At 73.7% G+C, this 13,646-nt stretch carries 14 protein-coding genes; 6 read left to right on the forward strand and 8 right to left on the reverse strand.

Going from position 1 to position 13,646, the window contains the following annotated elements; genetic code table 11:
• Nucleotides 1-102: 102 nt before the first annotated feature.
• Nucleotides 103-768, forward strand: a complete 666-nt coding sequence (gene msrA, locus AC068A_RS15680) for a peptide-methionine (S)-S-oxide reductase MsrA (RefSeq protein WP_478585164.1) — start codon at nt 103-105, stop codon at nt 766-768.
• Between the two features lie 225 nt (nt 769-993).
• Nucleotides 994-1,839: a class I SAM-dependent methyltransferase gene (locus AC068A_RS15685; protein WP_478585166.1), complete on the forward strand. Its 846-nt coding sequence runs from the start codon at nt 994-996 to the stop codon at nt 1,837-1,839.
• Here AC068A_RS15685 and AC068A_RS15690 read toward each other — a convergent pair.
• The 3 genes from AC068A_RS15690 to AC068A_RS15700 form a co-directional block, all read right to left on the reverse strand.
• On the reverse strand, nt 1,829-2,806 hold the full coding sequence (locus tag AC068A_RS15690) for a GNAT family N-acetyltransferase (RefSeq protein ID WP_478585168.1): 978 nt from the start codon (nt 2,804-2,806) through the stop codon (nt 1,829-1,831). The genes AC068A_RS15685 and AC068A_RS15690 overlap by 11 nt on opposite strands.
• Nucleotides 2,807-3,002: 196 nt before the next feature.
• A complete protein-coding gene (locus AC068A_RS15695; RefSeq protein WP_478585169.1) occupies nt 3,003-4,271 on the reverse strand; it encodes a L,D-transpeptidase in 1,269 nt (422 codons plus the stop codon).
• 121 nt (nt 4,272-4,392) lie between these two features.
• On the reverse strand, nt 4,393-4,695 hold the full coding sequence (locus AC068A_RS15700; RefSeq protein WP_478585170.1) for a hypothetical protein: 303 nt from the start codon (nt 4,693-4,695) through the stop codon (nt 4,393-4,395).
• Nucleotides 4,696-4,841: 146 nt separating this feature from the next.
• Between AC068A_RS15700 and AC068A_RS15705 the strand changes: the two genes are divergently transcribed.
• Nucleotides 4,842-5,204, forward strand: a complete 363-nt coding sequence (locus AC068A_RS15705) for an LPXTG cell wall anchor domain-containing protein (protein WP_478585172.1) — start codon at nt 4,842-4,844, stop codon at nt 5,202-5,204.
• 144 nt (nt 5,205-5,348) lie between these two features.
• Here AC068A_RS15705 and hutH read toward each other — a convergent pair whose 3' ends face one another.
• The 5 genes from hutH to AC068A_RS15730 all read right to left on the reverse strand — a co-directional run bounded on the left by hutH (nt 5,349) and on the right by AC068A_RS15730 (nt 11,434).
• A complete protein-coding gene (gene hutH / locus AC068A_RS15710) occupies nt 5,349-6,890 on the reverse strand; it encodes a histidine ammonia-lyase (RefSeq protein WP_478585384.1) in 1,542 nt (513 codons plus the stop codon).
• A 91-nt stretch (nt 6,891-6,981) separates the two neighbouring features.
• Nucleotides 6,982-8,097, reverse strand: coding sequence for a GGDEF domain-containing protein (locus tag AC068A_RS15715; protein ID WP_478585174.1), 1,116 nt, complete (start codon nt 8,095-8,097; stop codon nt 6,982-6,984).
• 182 nt (nt 8,098-8,279) lie between these two features.
• Entirely contained in the window at nt 8,280-9,068 is a 789-nt protein-coding gene (locus tag AC068A_RS15720; protein WP_478585176.1) for an enoyl-CoA hydratase/isomerase family protein, read from the reverse strand.
• A gap of 41 nt (nt 9,069-9,109) precedes the next feature.
• Nucleotides 9,110-10,291 (reverse strand): adenylate/guanylate cyclase domain-containing protein, encoded by a 1,182-nt coding sequence (locus AC068A_RS15725; RefSeq protein WP_478585178.1) that lies wholly within the window; start codon nt 10,289-10,291, stop codon nt 9,110-9,112.
• A gap of 264 nt (nt 10,292-10,555) precedes the next feature.
• Nucleotides 10,556-11,434, reverse strand: a complete 879-nt coding sequence (locus AC068A_RS15730; RefSeq protein ID WP_478585180.1) for a biotin--[acetyl-CoA-carboxylase] ligase — start codon at nt 11,432-11,434, stop codon at nt 10,556-10,558.
• 130 nt (nt 11,435-11,564) lie between these two features.
• Here AC068A_RS15730 and AC068A_RS15735 point away from each other — a divergent pair, with 130 nt between their 5' ends.
• The 3 genes from AC068A_RS15735 (at nt 11,565) to mmpB (ending at nt 13,625) form a co-directional block, all read left to right on the forward strand.
• Nucleotides 11,565-13,163, forward strand: coding sequence for an acyl-CoA carboxylase subunit beta (locus tag AC068A_RS15735; RefSeq protein ID WP_478585181.1), 1,599 nt, complete (start codon nt 11,565-11,567; stop codon nt 13,161-13,163).
• A 19-nt stretch (nt 13,164-13,182) separates the two neighbouring features.
• Nucleotides 13,183-13,398: an acyl-CoA carboxylase epsilon subunit gene (locus AC068A_RS15740; protein ID WP_478585183.1), complete on the forward strand. Its 216-nt coding sequence runs from the start codon at nt 13,183-13,185 to the stop codon at nt 13,396-13,398.
• 95 nt (nt 13,399-13,493) lie between these two features.
• On the forward strand, nt 13,494-13,625 hold the full coding sequence (mmpB, locus tag AC068A_RS15745) for a morphogenic membrane protein MmpB (RefSeq protein WP_478585185.1): 132 nt from the start codon (nt 13,494-13,496) through the stop codon (nt 13,623-13,625).
• Nucleotides 13,626-13,646: the final 21 nt, after the last annotated feature.

Raw genomic sequence — 13,646 nt, forward strand, 5'->3', positions numbered from 1 at the left:
GCGCAGTAGCGGCCCGGCGACGGGCGGGCCCGGTCCCCTCCACCTCGGTGGGGAATCCGGGCCCGCCCCCGTCCGTTGAGGGAGGTACCAAGGAGGGAATCCATGTTCTCGTACCGCCGCACCCCCGAGCTCCCCACCGCCGAGCAGGCCCTCGAGGGCCGCACCGAGCCCCTGTTCGCCCTGCCCCCGCAGCACACCGTCCTCGGCACCCCCCTCGCCGGCCCCTACCCGGAGCACCTGGAGGTCGCGGACTTCGGGCTGGGCTGCTTCTGGGGCGCGGAGCGGAAGTTCTGGCAAACCCCCGGGGTGTGGACCACCCTCGTCGGCTACCAGGGCGGCCACACGCAGAACCCGACGTACGAGGAGGTCTGCTCGGGCCTGACCGGGCACACGGAGGTCGTCCGCGTGGTCTTCGACCCGGCGGCCGTCTCCTACGCCACCCTGCTGAAGCTGTTCTGGGAGTCCCACGACCCCACCCAGGGCTTCCGCCAGGGCAACGACGTGGGCACCCAGTACCGCTCCGCGGTGTACACCCACTCCCCCGCCCAGCAGGCCGCGGCCGAGGCCTCCCGCGACGCCTACCAGCAGGTCCTGAACGCCTCCGGCTACGGCCCGATCACCACGGCGGTCCTCCCGGCCGAGGACCGCCCGTTCTGGCCGGCCGAGGCCTACCACCAGCAGTACCTGGACAAGAACCCGGCGGGCTACTGCGGCATAGGCGGCACAGGCGTCTCCTGCCCCATCGGCGTCGCCAAGGCGGAAGCCTAGGCTCCCCGCGGGTCCCCTCCATCTGCCGGCAGATGGAGGGGACCCGGGGGCACGTTGGCAGGCGGCGCCCCCCGAGCCGCCCGGTCACCCGCCGTCCCGCAGCCCGTACGGCGGCAGCGTCGGCCTTGCTCGACGCGGCCCGGCGGTGACGCCGGGGCGGCCTTCCGTCCGCCGCGGCGGGGAAATCGGCCGCCCGGGGTAGAGGGGCTTCGGCAGACTGGGGCCGTGGACGACAGTGGGCAGCGGGACGGGGTTGCGGTCAATCGGGCCGTGTGGGACGAGCGGGCACGGGTGCACGGGACGACGCCCGGGGACCGGTTCTACGACGTCGGGGCGTTCCTCGCCGGCCGGCAGACCCTGTTGGACCTGGAGCGGGAGCTCGCGGGGGACGTGCGCGGGCTGGACCTGCTGCACCTGCAGTGCCACTTCGGCATGGACACCCTGAACTGGGCGCGGCTCGGGGCCCGGGTGACCGGGGTGGACTTCTCGCCCGTGGCGGTCGAGCGGGCCCGGGGGCTGGCGGCCCGGGCCGGGCTCGCGGAGCGCGCCGAGTTCGTCGAGGCGGACACGCAGGCGCTGCCCGCCTCGCTCGGCGGCCGGTTCGACCTGGCCGTCGCCACGCACGGGGTGTTGTGCTGGATCGGCGACCTGGACGCCTGGATGCGCGGCGCGGCCGCCGCGCTGCGCCCCGGCGGCCGGCTGGTCCTGGTCGACCTGCACCCGCTGCTCCAGGTCTTCGCCAGCTACGAGCCGCTCGTCGCCGACTGGCCGTACGGCGGCGGGCAGCCGCAGCGGGAGCCGGTGACCGGGACGTACGCGGATCCCGAGCTGCGCACGGAGCCGCGGGAGTCGGTGCAGTACCCGCACGCGCTGGGGGAGATCGTGACGGCCGCGGCCGGCGCCGGGCTGGCCGTGGAGCGGCTCGGCGAGCACACTGACGCCGAGTCCGATGGCCGGGGCATCCTGCCGCGGGGCCAGGACGGCAGGTACCGCTTCCCGTTCGGGCAGACGCACCTGCCCGTCCTGTACTCCCTCGTGGCGCGCCGGCCGGCGGCCGCCGCTACAGCGTGAGCTGGAAGACGGCCGTGCCGCGGTCGCGGCGGTAGCCGAGGGCCTCGTTGACCGTCCGCATCGGGGTGTTCTCGTCCGCGACGGTCGTGGCGATGGTCCGCAGGGCCGGGTGGCGGTCCGCCGCCTCGGCGAGCATGCGGAGCTTGACGGTGCGGCCGAGGCCGCGGCCGCGGTGTCCGGGAACGACGACCGTGTCGTACTGGATGGCGCGCGGGCCGTCCGGGTCGGGCAGCACGAGCTCCGTGTACGCGGCCACCTCGCCCTGCGGGGTGACGGCGGCGACCGTGGTCAGCGCGCCCCCGCGGTCCAGGATCAGCTGCTGGGAGGCGTGCAGGCGCTCCGGGGTCCAGGCGAGGACCTGCTCGTCCACACCGCCCATCGGGGCGTCGTCCATCGCGCAGTGGGCCCGGGCCGCCGCGGCGGCCCATACGTCGGGCACCAGGCCCTGCCAGCACACGAGCTCGTAGCCGGGCGGGGCGGCGGCCTCCCGGGCGGGCAGGGCGCGCCGCGCCTCCCGGACGTCCTGGACGTACCAGGCCATCGGCAGGACGCAGCTGAAGCCCAGCGATTCGGCGAAGGCCTGGCCGGGGCCGCCGAGGTCGATCTGGGCGGAGACCGAGGTGCGGCCCCGGGCGAGGAGTTCCGCGCGGACCCGCTGCCACAGGGCCGTGCCGAGGCCCTGGCGGCGTGCCTGCGGACGGACCGTCAGCACGTCGAGGAACGCGGTGTGCAGGTTCTCCTCGTCGGTGAAGAGCAGGAGCCCGGCGACGCCGTCCCCGGCCGCCCACAGGGCGGCGTGCCCGCGCGCGGGCGGCACCCGGAGCCGCCCGGCCACCTCGACCCGGGAGGGTGCCGGCAGCTGCGGCAGGTCGGCGGCCCGGGCGTCGGCCAGGACCGACCGCCAGGCCTCCGTCTCCGCATCGGACGGCGGCGGGGTGAGGGCTCGGATCATGGAGTCGCTTGTCATGCGCCGGACCTTAGTCCCGTCCCCGGGCCGCCCGCGCGGGAGTTTGCGGCGGCGGGCGGCGGGCAGCGGGCAGCGGCTGTGGGCTGGACGCGGGACGCGGGACGCGGGCGGCCGCCGGAACGCCGGATGGCGGGGCACCCGCCAGGGGTGCCCCGCCATCCGCGGTTCGACTCCGCCCGACCGGCGGAACCGGGGGTCAGGCGGCCGAGCCGGCCTTCCAGTCCGCCCAGCTCATGTTCCAGCCGTTGAGGCCGTTGTCCGGCTTGATGGTCCGGTCCGGGGAGTTGACCACCGTGACGACGTCGCCGATGAGCGAGTTGTCGTAGAACCAGGCGGCGGGCTGGTTCGGGTCGCCCGCGCCCTTGACGTCGTTCAGGCCGACACAGCCGTGGCTGGTGTTCACACTGCCGAAGATCGAGTCCGCGCCCCAGTAGTTGCCGTGGAGGAAGGTCCCGGAGTTCGACAGCCGCATCGCGTGCGGGACGTCCTTGATGTCGTACTCGCCCTTGCCGTCGGCGTCGGTGAAGCCCACGGTGGCGCCGTTCATCCGGGTCTCCTTGAACTTCTCGGAGATCACCATCTGGCCGTTGTACGTGGGGGTCGCCGGGGAGCCCGCCGAGATCGGGATGGTCTTGATGACCGCGCCGTCCCGGGTGACCGTCATCTTCTTCGACTTCGCGTCGACCGTGGAGACCTGGCTCCGGCCGATCTTGAAGGTGGCGGTGCGGTTCTGCACGCCCTGGACGCCGGGGGCGCCCTGCACCCCGTCCAGCTGCATCTTCAGCGTGACGGTGGAGTTCGGCTGCCAGTAGTTCTCGGGCCGGAAGTCGAGCCGCTGCTCGCTGAACCAGTGGCCGACGACCTCCTGGCCGCTGCTGGAGGTGACGTTGATCGCCGACTGGACCGCCTTCTTGTCCTTGATCGGCTTGTTGAAGGTGATCGACACGGGCATGCCCACGCCGACGGTCTGGCCGTCCTCCGGCACGAACGAGCCGATGAAGCTGTTCTCCGGGGAGACGGTGGTGAAGGAGGCGTTCTCGTGCGCCTCCTTGCCGCCCGCGTCCTTGGCGGTCGCCGACAGCGCGTACTTCGTGGAGCGCTTCAGCGGGGCGTCCGGCTTCCAGCTCTTGCCGTCGCCGGCGATCTTGCCGGCCACGGCGGCACCCTCGGAGGTCTTGAGCTCGACCGCCGTGAGGGTGCCGTCGGCGACGCTGACCGCCGTCGAGTCCAGGCCGACGTTGGTCGCGCCGTCCTTCGGCGTGATCGTTATCTTGGCCTTCGACGCGTCCTTGGCGGCCGCCGCGTCGACGTCGGACTGGGACTTGGCGGCGTCCCCGCCGCCCTTCGCCTTGTCCTCGTCACCTCCGCCGCACGCCGTGAGCATCAGTACGCCGCCGAGCACGGCGGATATGGCCGCCATGGACCTTCTCCGCCGCTTGCTGTCCGTCCTCACACGCCACTCCATCGCTGCTGAACCCCCCGGGGGCATCCCCGGGCAGGGGGACGCGCCCCCTGCCACGCACCAGTCAACGCGTTGACGGATCGGATCGGTTCCACATCCCGTTTGGATGTGGGCCACCCCACGGTCAGGCGTTGTCGGTCTCTCTGTCGAAACCCCCATCTTCCTCGTCCAGCTCGTACTCCAGCGACTCGGGGTCGTATTCGACGGGCTCGCTGCTCCAGGAGGCCTGTACGAGCTCCACCCCGGGGATGTCCACGACCAGGTCGATGGGGTCGATGAGGTACGCCAGGGCCTCCGACTCGTCCTCCTGTACCGCCGACTCGGCGTGGCCGCGTTCGTCGTCCGGCATGTACTCGTCGGCCGCGATGTGGTCGAGCGCGGCCCCGGTCAGCGCCTCGGCGTCCGGCACCTCCAGCACCAAATCCACGCGAAGCCGTACGTATCGTGATGTGTCAGTAGGGTTCATACGTCGGAGCGTAAGCCCGCACCCGCCTCGACTTTCCCACGACCCGCCCCTTTCCGTAGCATCACCGCACACGGTCAATTCGCTGCTTCCGCAAGGGGGATCGCCCCGTGTCCGCACGCCCGCCCCTGCTCACCTCGCTGGGTGCGACCACCCTCCTCGCCGCCCTCTGGTTCGTTCCCTCCGCGAACGCCACCGCACCCGGGTCCGCGGCCCCCGCCCCGGTCACGCCCGTCTCCGGGAACACCGGCGGCTCCGGCACCGTCACGTTGACCGCCGACGGTGCGGACGCCGCCGGTGCCACCGGTGCCGCGACCACCGGCGACACCGCCCAGGGCGGCCGGGCCGCCGCCCTGGCGCTCGCGGACACCGGCGGGATCGACACCACCCCGTACCTGCTGGCCGGCACCCTCTTCCTGGGCGTCGGCGCGGGCTTCGTCACCTTCTCGGTGCGCCGCACCCGCGCCCTGTAGGCCGCCCGGCACAGGCGGCCCGGCACAGGCGGCCCGGCACAGGGCGCCCGGCACACCACAACGGCCGAGGGCCGCTCACCGGGACACCTCCCGGGAGCGGCCCTCGGCCGTTCCGCATCCGCCGGGCCGGGCGGCCCGGGCTGCTCAGGCGAGCGGGCCCGTGACCCCCTCGACCGCCTCGACCAGTCCGCCCGAGCGCACGAAGGCGTCGGCGGCGGCCAGGTCGGGCGCCAGGAAGCGGTCCGGCCCGGGGCCCTCGACACCGGCCGCGCGGACGGCGGCGATGGCGGCGAGGCTGGCCGGGGCGGCGGTGAGCCCGTGGCGCAGCTCGATGGCGCGGGTGGCCGCGTACAGCTCGATGGCGATGATCCGGGTCAGGTTGTCGACGGCGGTGCGGAGCTTGCGCGCGGCCGACCAGCCCATCGAGACGTGGTCCTCCTGCATGGCGGAGGAGGGGATGGAGTCGGCGGAGGCCGGGACGGCCAGCCGCTTCATCTCGCTGACCAGGGCGGCCTGCGTGTACTGGGCGATCATCAGGCCGGAGTCGACGCCGGCGTCGTCGGCCAGGAAGGGCGGCAGGCCGTGCGAGCGGTGCTTGTCCAGGAGCCGGTCGGTGCGCCGCTCGGCGATGGAGCCGAGGTCGGCGGCCGCGATGGCGAGGAAGTCCAGGACGTACGCGACGGGCGCGCCGTGGAAGTTGCCGTTGGACTCCACCCGCCCGTCGGGCAGGACCACCGGGTTGTCGACGGCGGAGGCCAGCTCGCGGGAGGCGACCAGGGCGGCGTGGGCGAGGGTGTCGCGGCCGGCGCCGGCGACCTGCGGGGCGCAGCGCACGGAGTACGCGTCCTGCACGCGCGGGGCGGACTCCTCCTGGTAGTGCCCGGTGAGCCCGGAGCCCTTCAGGACGGCGGCCATGTTGGCGGCGGAGTCGCCCTGGCCGGGGTGCGGGCGGATGGCGTGCAGCTCGGGCGCGAGGACCTTCTCGGTGCCGAGCAGGGCCTCCAGCGTCAGGGCGGCGGTGATGTCGGCGGAGGTGTAGAGCCGGTGGAGGTCGGCGAGGGCCATGATCAGCATGCCGAGCATGCCGTCGGTGCCGTTGAGGAGGGCGAGGCCCTCCTTCTCGCGCAGTTCGACGGGCTCGATGCCGGCCTCGGCGAGCAGCTCGCCGGCCGGGCGGACGACGCCGTCGGGACCCTCGGCGTCGCCTTCGCCCATCAGGGTGAGGGCGCAGTGCGAGAGCGGGGCGAGGTCGCCGGAGCAGCCGAGGGAGCCGTACTCGTGGACGACGGGCGTGATGCCCGCGTTGAGCAGGTCGGCCATGGTCTGCGCGACGGAGGGCCGGACGCCGGTGTGGCCGGAGGCGACCGTCTTCAGGCGCAGGAACATCAGGGCGCGCACGACCTCCCGCTCGACGCGCGGGCCCATGCCGGCGGCGTGCGAGCGGACGATGTTGCGCTGGAGCTGGGCGCGCAGCTCGGGGCTGATGTGCCGGGAGGCCAGGGCGCCGAAGCCGGTGGAGACGCCGTAGACGGGCTCGGGCTTGGCGGCGAGGGAGTCGACGATCTCGCGGGAGCGGGCGAGGGCGTCCAGGGCCTCGGGGGACAGCTGGACCCGCGCGTTGCCGCGGGCGACGGCGATGACGTCCTCGGGGGTGGTCCCGGACGTCCCCACCACGACAGTGTGCATATCCATATTCAGCACCCTACGGACTGAATCGCTTCATGTCACTAGTGACGTTCACGAGGAGCTCTTACGCCACCCGCGACGGCGTACGGCGTCACGCCCGGCCGCGGAAGCGGCGCCGCTCGCCCGGGGCCTCCTGCTGGGCCGCGTCGGCCAGGCGCACCACGGCCGTGTCCCGCCCGGCGACGACGGGGCCGGCGGAGCGGGCGGCCTTCGCCTTGTACTGGGCGGCGTCGGCCAGCCGGAACAGCCGCCGGGAGGACTTCACGGGGCCGATCGGGTCCCCGGTCGAGGCGACCCCGCAGGCCACCCCCTCGCCCAGCTCCAGCCCGCCGGCGCGGCGGCACAGCTCCTCGGTGACCCGCACCACCTCGTCGGCCGAGGGGCCGACGCTGACCAGGCAGAACTCGTCACCCCCGAGCCGGGCGGCGAGCGCCCCGGGCAGCATGGCCCCGCACAGGCTCAGCACGGACCCGAAGCGCTCCAGGAGCCGGTCGCCGGTGGCGTGGCCGAGGGTGTCGTTGACCCGCTTGAGCCCGTTGAGGTCGCACACCACCAGGCTCACGACGACACCGCCGCGCCGGTGCTCCTCCAGGGCCCCGTCGAGCCGCATGTCGACGGCGCGGCGGTTGGCCAGCCCGGTCAGCGGATCGGTGAACGCGAGCCGCCGGGCCTCCTCCAGCCGGTCGTTCTGCGCGAGGCCGGCGGCGATCACGGCGGCGAGGACGGTGGCGAAATCGGCGTCGTCCTCGTCGAAGTCGGGCAGTCCCTCGTCCCGGGCCACGTACAGCTCGCCCCACGCGCGGCCGCTCAGCACGACGGGCGCCACGACGCAGGTGCCGCGGCCGCGCCGGCGCAGGGTCTCGCCGCGGCGGCCGGGGCGGGCGCCGCCGGCGCTCTCGACCCAGGCGTGCGGGCCTCCGCCGCCGACCCAGCGCTCGTGCAGGAACTCGGTGATCTCGGGGAAGTCGTGCACGGGGTACGACTCGTCCTCCGGGAACTCGGTCTCGTCCGCCCGCCGCTCGCCCTCGTTGACGAGGACCCGCAGCCGGCCCCGCTCCCGCTCCCAGGCGGAGATCGCGGCGAACGACCCGTCCATCGCCAGGCGCGCCCCGCGCGCAGCGGCCCGCATGCTGTCCCGCGGCGCACCCGCGGCGGCCATGGCCTGCGCCAGGCCCACGACGGCTCGCAGCCGCGCGTCGAGTCCCATCACCCCAGGTTAGGGAGTTTTATCCGAATTGGTAGGGCACGCCCCCCGCCGGGCCGGGCCGGCCGGGGGCGTGCCGAAGGGAACCGTGCGGCCGAACCGTGCGCAGGGACGCCTCGGCCGAACGCCGCGGCCGAACGCCGCGGCCGAACGCTGCGGCCGAACGCTGCGGCCGAACCGTGCGGCTACTGCCCCGGCCAGTTGGGGCGGCGCTTCTCGTTGAACGCCGCCACGCCCTCCGCCCGGTCGCCGGAGAACGCGACCGTCCGCCAGGCGGCGTCCTCGATCTCCAGGCCGGCCGCCAGGTCCATCCCGTGGCCCAGCCGCAGCGCCCGCTTGGCCGCCCGCAGGCCGACCGGGGAGTTCGCCGCCATCCGGGCGGCCAGGGCGAGGGCCTCCTCGCGGTCCCGGCCCGCGGGGACCACCGAGTCGACCAGGCCCAGCGACAGCGCCTCCGCGGCCTCCACCCGGCGGGCCGTGAAGATCAGCTCCGCCGCCCGGGCCGCGCCCACGCGCCGCGGCAGCAGCTGGGTTCCGCCGCCGCCCGGGATCACGCCCACGGACACCTCCGGCAGGCCGACCACGGCCGTCTCGTCGGCCACGATCACATCGCAGGCCAGCGCCAGCTCGAAGCCGCCGCCCAGCGCGAACCCGTGCACCGCCGCGATCGTCGGCATCGGCAGCTCCAGCACGCCCCCGTACGCGCCCCGCGTGGTGGGCCGCTGGCGCACCAGCTCCGCGTCGCTGAGGGAGTTGCGCTCCTTGAGGTCCGCGCCCACGCAGAACGCCCGCTCCGCCGTCGAGGTGAGCACGACCACCCGGGCCGACGGGTCCGCCGCCAGCTGCGCGCAGGCCGCCCCGATGGCCCGCGCCATCTGCGTGGACACCGCGTTCATCGCCTTCGGCCGGTCGAGGACCAGCTCCACGACCCCGTCGTCGCCGTGCCGACGTACCGCTACGAACTCCGACTCCATCGCCGACTCCACCGACACAGGGCCCTCCCGGTTAACGAACGTTACCCGGGGATCTTAGGCTTCCGCCGCGTCAGCGACCAGGGCTCCACGACCCCCAGCCCGCGCACCGGCCGCTGCCACATCGGCTGGAGCGCGAAGCGGTACGAGCCGCCGCCCTCCTCGGCCTCGGCCTCCTTCTCGGAGACCGGCGCCGCGCCCGTGCGCCCCAGCTCCTCGGCCATCGCCCCGTCGACCAGCACCGCGTCCTTCGGGGCTATCGAGGTCAGCCGGCTGGCCAGGTTCACGGTGGTCCCGAAGACGTCGCCCATCCGGGTCGTGACCGTCCCGAAGGCGATGCCGACCCGCAGCTCCGGCATCTGCGGGTCCGCCTCCATCGTCTCGATCAGCCGCAGTGCGATCTCCGCCGCCGTCGCCGCGTCGTCCGCCGCGTACAGCACCTCGTCGCCGAGCGTCTTGATGAGCCGGCCACCGTGCGCGGCCACCAGGTCCGCGGCGTTGGTCTCGAAGGACTCCACCAGCTCGCCGAGCTGCTCCTCCTCCAGGCGCCGCGTCAGCCGGGTGAAGCCGACCAGGTCAGCGAAGCCCACCGCGAGGCGCCGGTCGACCATCTCCTCGTCGTCGGCCGCCTGCACCACCCGGCCGGTCGCCGCCGCCAGCTGGCGCCGCCACACGTAGACGAGGAACTCCTCCAGCTCCGGGAGGAGCAGCTCGACCAGCGGGTACGTGACCTCCGTGCGGGTCATGCCCGGCTCCGGCGGCTCGGTCAGCCCCTCCAGGAAGGAATCGATCTGCCATTCGGCCAGCCGGGCGGTGGTCTGCCCGGTGGAGCGGGCCACCTGCACGGCCATCGGCTCGCTGAGCAGCCCCGCCTCGACCAGGCCGGCGAGCCGGCGCAGCGCGAGGACGTCGGCCTCGGTCAGGGCCCTGGCCTGCCCGATGTCCGCGAAGCCCATGGCCCGCCAGAAGCGGGAGGCGAGCTCCATCGACACGCCGGCGCTGCGGGCCGCCTGGAAGGGGGTGTAGCGGCGCTCGGCGCCCAGGATCAGCTGCTCCAGCCGGATGGCGAGCGGATCCGCCGTCGGCTGGGCGGTGTGGTCCACCTCGTGGTGGGGGGTGTGCTGGTCGCGCCCGATCGGCGTACCCGGGCTCCCCGGGCCTCCCGGGCCTCCCGGGTTTCCGGGTCCGCGGGCGAACGCGCCGGACGAAGAGTCGTCGACGGTCAAGGGCCGCCTCCTGTCCATTCCGTGCGCACTGCCCTGCCGAACCGGGTGATCACCGGCAAGGACCGGGATCGCCTAAACCATACGGCAGGTGTGCCGTAGCTCACTCCCCGCTCCCGTCACCTCCGGCGCCCGCCGGGGTCACGGACCGGTCCGGGACCCGCCGGGTGTGCGCACCGGGCGGGCCCGCCGGGGGGCCGACGGGGGGCGGCGGACCGGCCCGGGAACGGCCGGGACGGGCCGGGAAGGGCCCGGACCGGACCGCCCCTACCGCGCGGACCTGAGGTGCACCACGTCCCCGGCGCCGACGGCCTCGTGCGCGCCCTCCTCCGTCCGTACGACGAGCCGCCCCTCCGCGTCGACCGCTTCGGCCGTCCCGGTGAGCGACCGCCCGCCGGGCAGGTCCGCCCGCACGTGCCGGCCGAGGGTCGCGCACTGCGCCGCGTACGCCTCCTGGAGCCCGCTGGCCGCCGGATCGCCGCCGGCCGCGCGCCAGTTCCCGTACCACTCGTCCAGGGCCCGCAGTACGGCCTTCAGCAGCGGCTCGCGGTCCGTGACGGCGGCCTTCGCCAGGGCCAGCGACCCGGCCTCCGGTACCGGCAGCTCGTCCTCGGTCAGCGTCACGTTGAGGCCGATCCCGATGACGATCCCGTCCGCGACCCGCTCCGCGAGGATGCCGGCGGCCTTGCGCTCGTGGCCCTCCACGGTGACCAGCAGGTCGTTGGGCCATTTGAGTGCGGTGTCCACACCGGCGGCCCGGGACAGCCCGGTCGCGGTGGCCACCCCGGCCAGCAGGGTCAGCCAGCCCCACCGCTCCTGCGGCACGGCCTCCCCCGGCTTGAGCAGTACGGAGAAGAACAGCCCCGAGCGGGGGGGCGCGACCCAGCTGCGGTCGAGCCGCCCGCGCCCGGCGGTCTGCTCCTCCGCGACGAGCACGGCCCCCTCGGGCAGCTGCGCGGCCCGGGCGGCCAGATCGGTGTTGGTGGAGCCCGTACTGGGGACGACTTCCACCGAGGACCACAGTCCTTGCCCGGTGACGAGGGCGCGCTGCAGCGCGGCGGCGTTCAGGGGCGGCCGGTCGAGGTTCGACCAGCGGCCCGCGGAGGGCCCGGAAGGGGTTCCTCCTGAAGCATCTGATGGCGTCATGCAACCCACAGTAGGTGTGTCAAACGCCGCACTGCCGAGCGCCATGCCCGCCGATACGCTACGCACCAGTAGCCAGCAGTAGTCATCCATTGACCAGGCAGTTGACACCACACAGGGAGCCGCGACCCCGATGTCACAACCGTCAGAGCCGATCGACATCCACACCACCGCGGGCAAGATCGCGGATCTGCAGCGCCGTATCGAGGAGGCCTCCCACGCCGGGTCCGCCCGGGCCGTGGAGAAGCAGCACGCCAAGGGCAAGCTGACGGCGCGCGAGCGGATCGCCCTGCTGCTGGACGAGGGCTCTTTCGTCGAGCTGGACGAGTTCGCCCGGCACCGCTCCACCGACTTCGGCATGGAGAAGAACCGCCCGTACGGCGACGGCGTCGTCACCGGCTACGGAACCGTCGACGGACGCCCGGTGGCCGTGTTCTCCCAGGACTTCACCGTGCTCGGCGGCTCCCTGGGCGAGGTCTTCGGCCAGAAGATCATGAAGGTGATGGACTTCGCACTGAAGACCGGCTGCCCGGTCGTCGGCATCAACGACTCAGGCGGCGCCCGCATCCAGGAGGGCGTCATGGCCCTCGGCATGTACGGCGAGATCTTCCGCCGCAACGTGCACGCCTCCGGCGTCATCCCGCAGATCAGCCTGATCGTGGGCCCCTGCGCGGGCGGCGCGGTCTACTCCCCCGCCATCACCGATTTCACCGTGATGGTCGACCAGACCTCCCACATGTTCATCACCGGTCCGGACGTCATCAAGACGGTCACCGGCGAGGACGTCGGCTTCGAGGAGCTCGGCGGCGCCCGCACGCACAACTCCACCTCGGGCGTGGCCCACCACATGGCCGGGGACGAGAAGGACGCCATCGAGTACGTCAAGTCCCTGCTGTCGTACCTGCCGTCGAACAACCTCTCGGAGCCGCCCGCCTTCCCGGAGGAGGCCGACACCGAGGTCTCCGACACCGACCGCGAGCTCGACGCGCTGATCCCGGACAGCGCGAACCAGCCGTACGACATGCACACGGTGATCGAGCACGTCCTCGACGACGGCGAGTTCCTCGAGACGCAGTCGCTGTTCGCCCCGAACATCCTCACCGGCTTCGGCCGCGTCGAGGGCCACCCGGTCGGCGTCGTCGCCAACCAGCCGATGCAGTTCGCCGGCTGCCTGGACATCAACGCCTCCGAGAAGGCGGCCCGCTTCGTGCGGACCTGCGACGCCTTCAACATCCCGGTGCTGACCTTCGTCGACGTCCCGGGCTTCCTGCCGGGCACCGACCAGGAGTACAACGGAATCATCCGGCGCGGCGCCAAGCTGATCTACGCCTACGCCGAGGCCACCGTCCCCCTGATCACCGTCATCACCCGCAAGGCCTTCGGCGGCGCCTACGACGTCATGGGCTCCAAGCACCTCGGCGCCGACCTCAACCTGGCCTGGCCGACCGCGCAGATCGCCGTCATGGGCGCCCAGGGCGCGGTCAACATCCTGCACCGCCGCACCCTCGCCGAGGCCGAGGCCGCCGGCGAGGACGTGGAGGCCGTCCGCGCCCGGCTCATCACCGAGTACGAGGACACGCTGCTCAACCCGTACACCGCCGCCGAGCGCGGCTACGTCGACGCGGTGGCGATGCCGTCGGAGACCCGCGCGCACGTCGTCAAGGCCCTGCGCCAGCTGCGCACCAAGCGCGAGTCCCTGCCGCCGAAGAAGCACGGCAACATCCCCCTCTAGGTCCGGGAGGTCCAGTCCTGTGGTGATCAAGGTCGTCAAGGGGAATCCGACGCCGGAGGAGCTGGCCGCCGCCCTGGCGGTGGTCCAAGCGCGCGCGGCGGTGCTGGCCTCGGCACCGTCGGGCGCACCGCGGGTGGCCGACGCGTGGGCGGCGCCGAGCCGGCTGGCGGCGCGCACGCTGCCGCAGCCGGGGCCGCGCGCGTGGGCCCGTACGTACTGGCCCGGCCGGGGCTGAAGGCGCGAACGCGCCGGAAGACGGCGCGATCCGGTGGCGGTGCCTGAGTACCCGTACTCAGGCGCCGCACCGGTCTTCGGGGACAGGATCGGGGCATGCTCTGGTCCGACCCGAAGAACGAGCCGCCCGAGGAGATGCGCGAGACACAGGCGATGCTCCGGCGGATGACCGTGGTGCTCGTCCTCGCCATGGTGGTCTTCGTGTACCTGCTGGGTGTGGGGTTCTAGGCGGCCCGCCTACGATGACGG

It is taken from the genome of Streptomyces sp. NPDC043854, from assembly GCF_056436005.1.

Excerpts from the sequence above, each read along its gene's own strand:
- msrA (WP_478585164.1), top strand. The coding sequence starts at position 103 with ATGTTCTCGTACCGCCGCACCCCCGAGCTCCCCACCGCCGAGCAGGCC.
- AC068A_RS15690 (WP_478585168.1), bottom strand. The coding sequence starts at position 2,806 with ATGACAAGCGACTCCATGATCCGAGCCCTCACCCCGCCGCCGTCCGAT.
- AC068A_RS15695 (WP_478585169.1), bottom strand. The coding sequence starts at position 4,271 with ATGGAGTGGCGTGTGAGGACGGACAGCAAGCGGCGGAGAAGGTCCATG.
- hutH (WP_478585384.1), bottom strand. The coding sequence starts at position 6,890 with ATGCACACTGTCGTGGTGGGGACGTCCGGGACCACCCCCGAGGACGTC.
- AC068A_RS15715 (WP_478585174.1), bottom strand. The coding sequence starts at position 8,097 with ATGGGACTCGACGCGCGGCTGCGAGCCGTCGTGGGCCTGGCGCAGGCC.
- AC068A_RS15720 (WP_478585176.1), bottom strand. The coding sequence starts at position 9,068 with ATGGAGTCGGAGTTCGTAGCGGTACGTCGGCACGGCGACGACGGGGTC.
- AC068A_RS15730 (WP_478585180.1), bottom strand. The coding sequence starts at position 11,434 with ATGACGCCATCAGATGCTTCAGGAGGAACCCCTTCCGGGCCCTCCGCG.
- AC068A_RS15735 (WP_478585181.1), top strand. The coding sequence starts at position 11,565 with ATGTCACAACCGTCAGAGCCGATCGACATCCACACCACCGCGGGCAAG.
- mmpB (WP_478585185.1), top strand. The coding sequence starts at position 13,494 with ATGCTCTGGTCCGACCCGAAGAACGAGCCGCCCGAGGAGATGCGCGAG.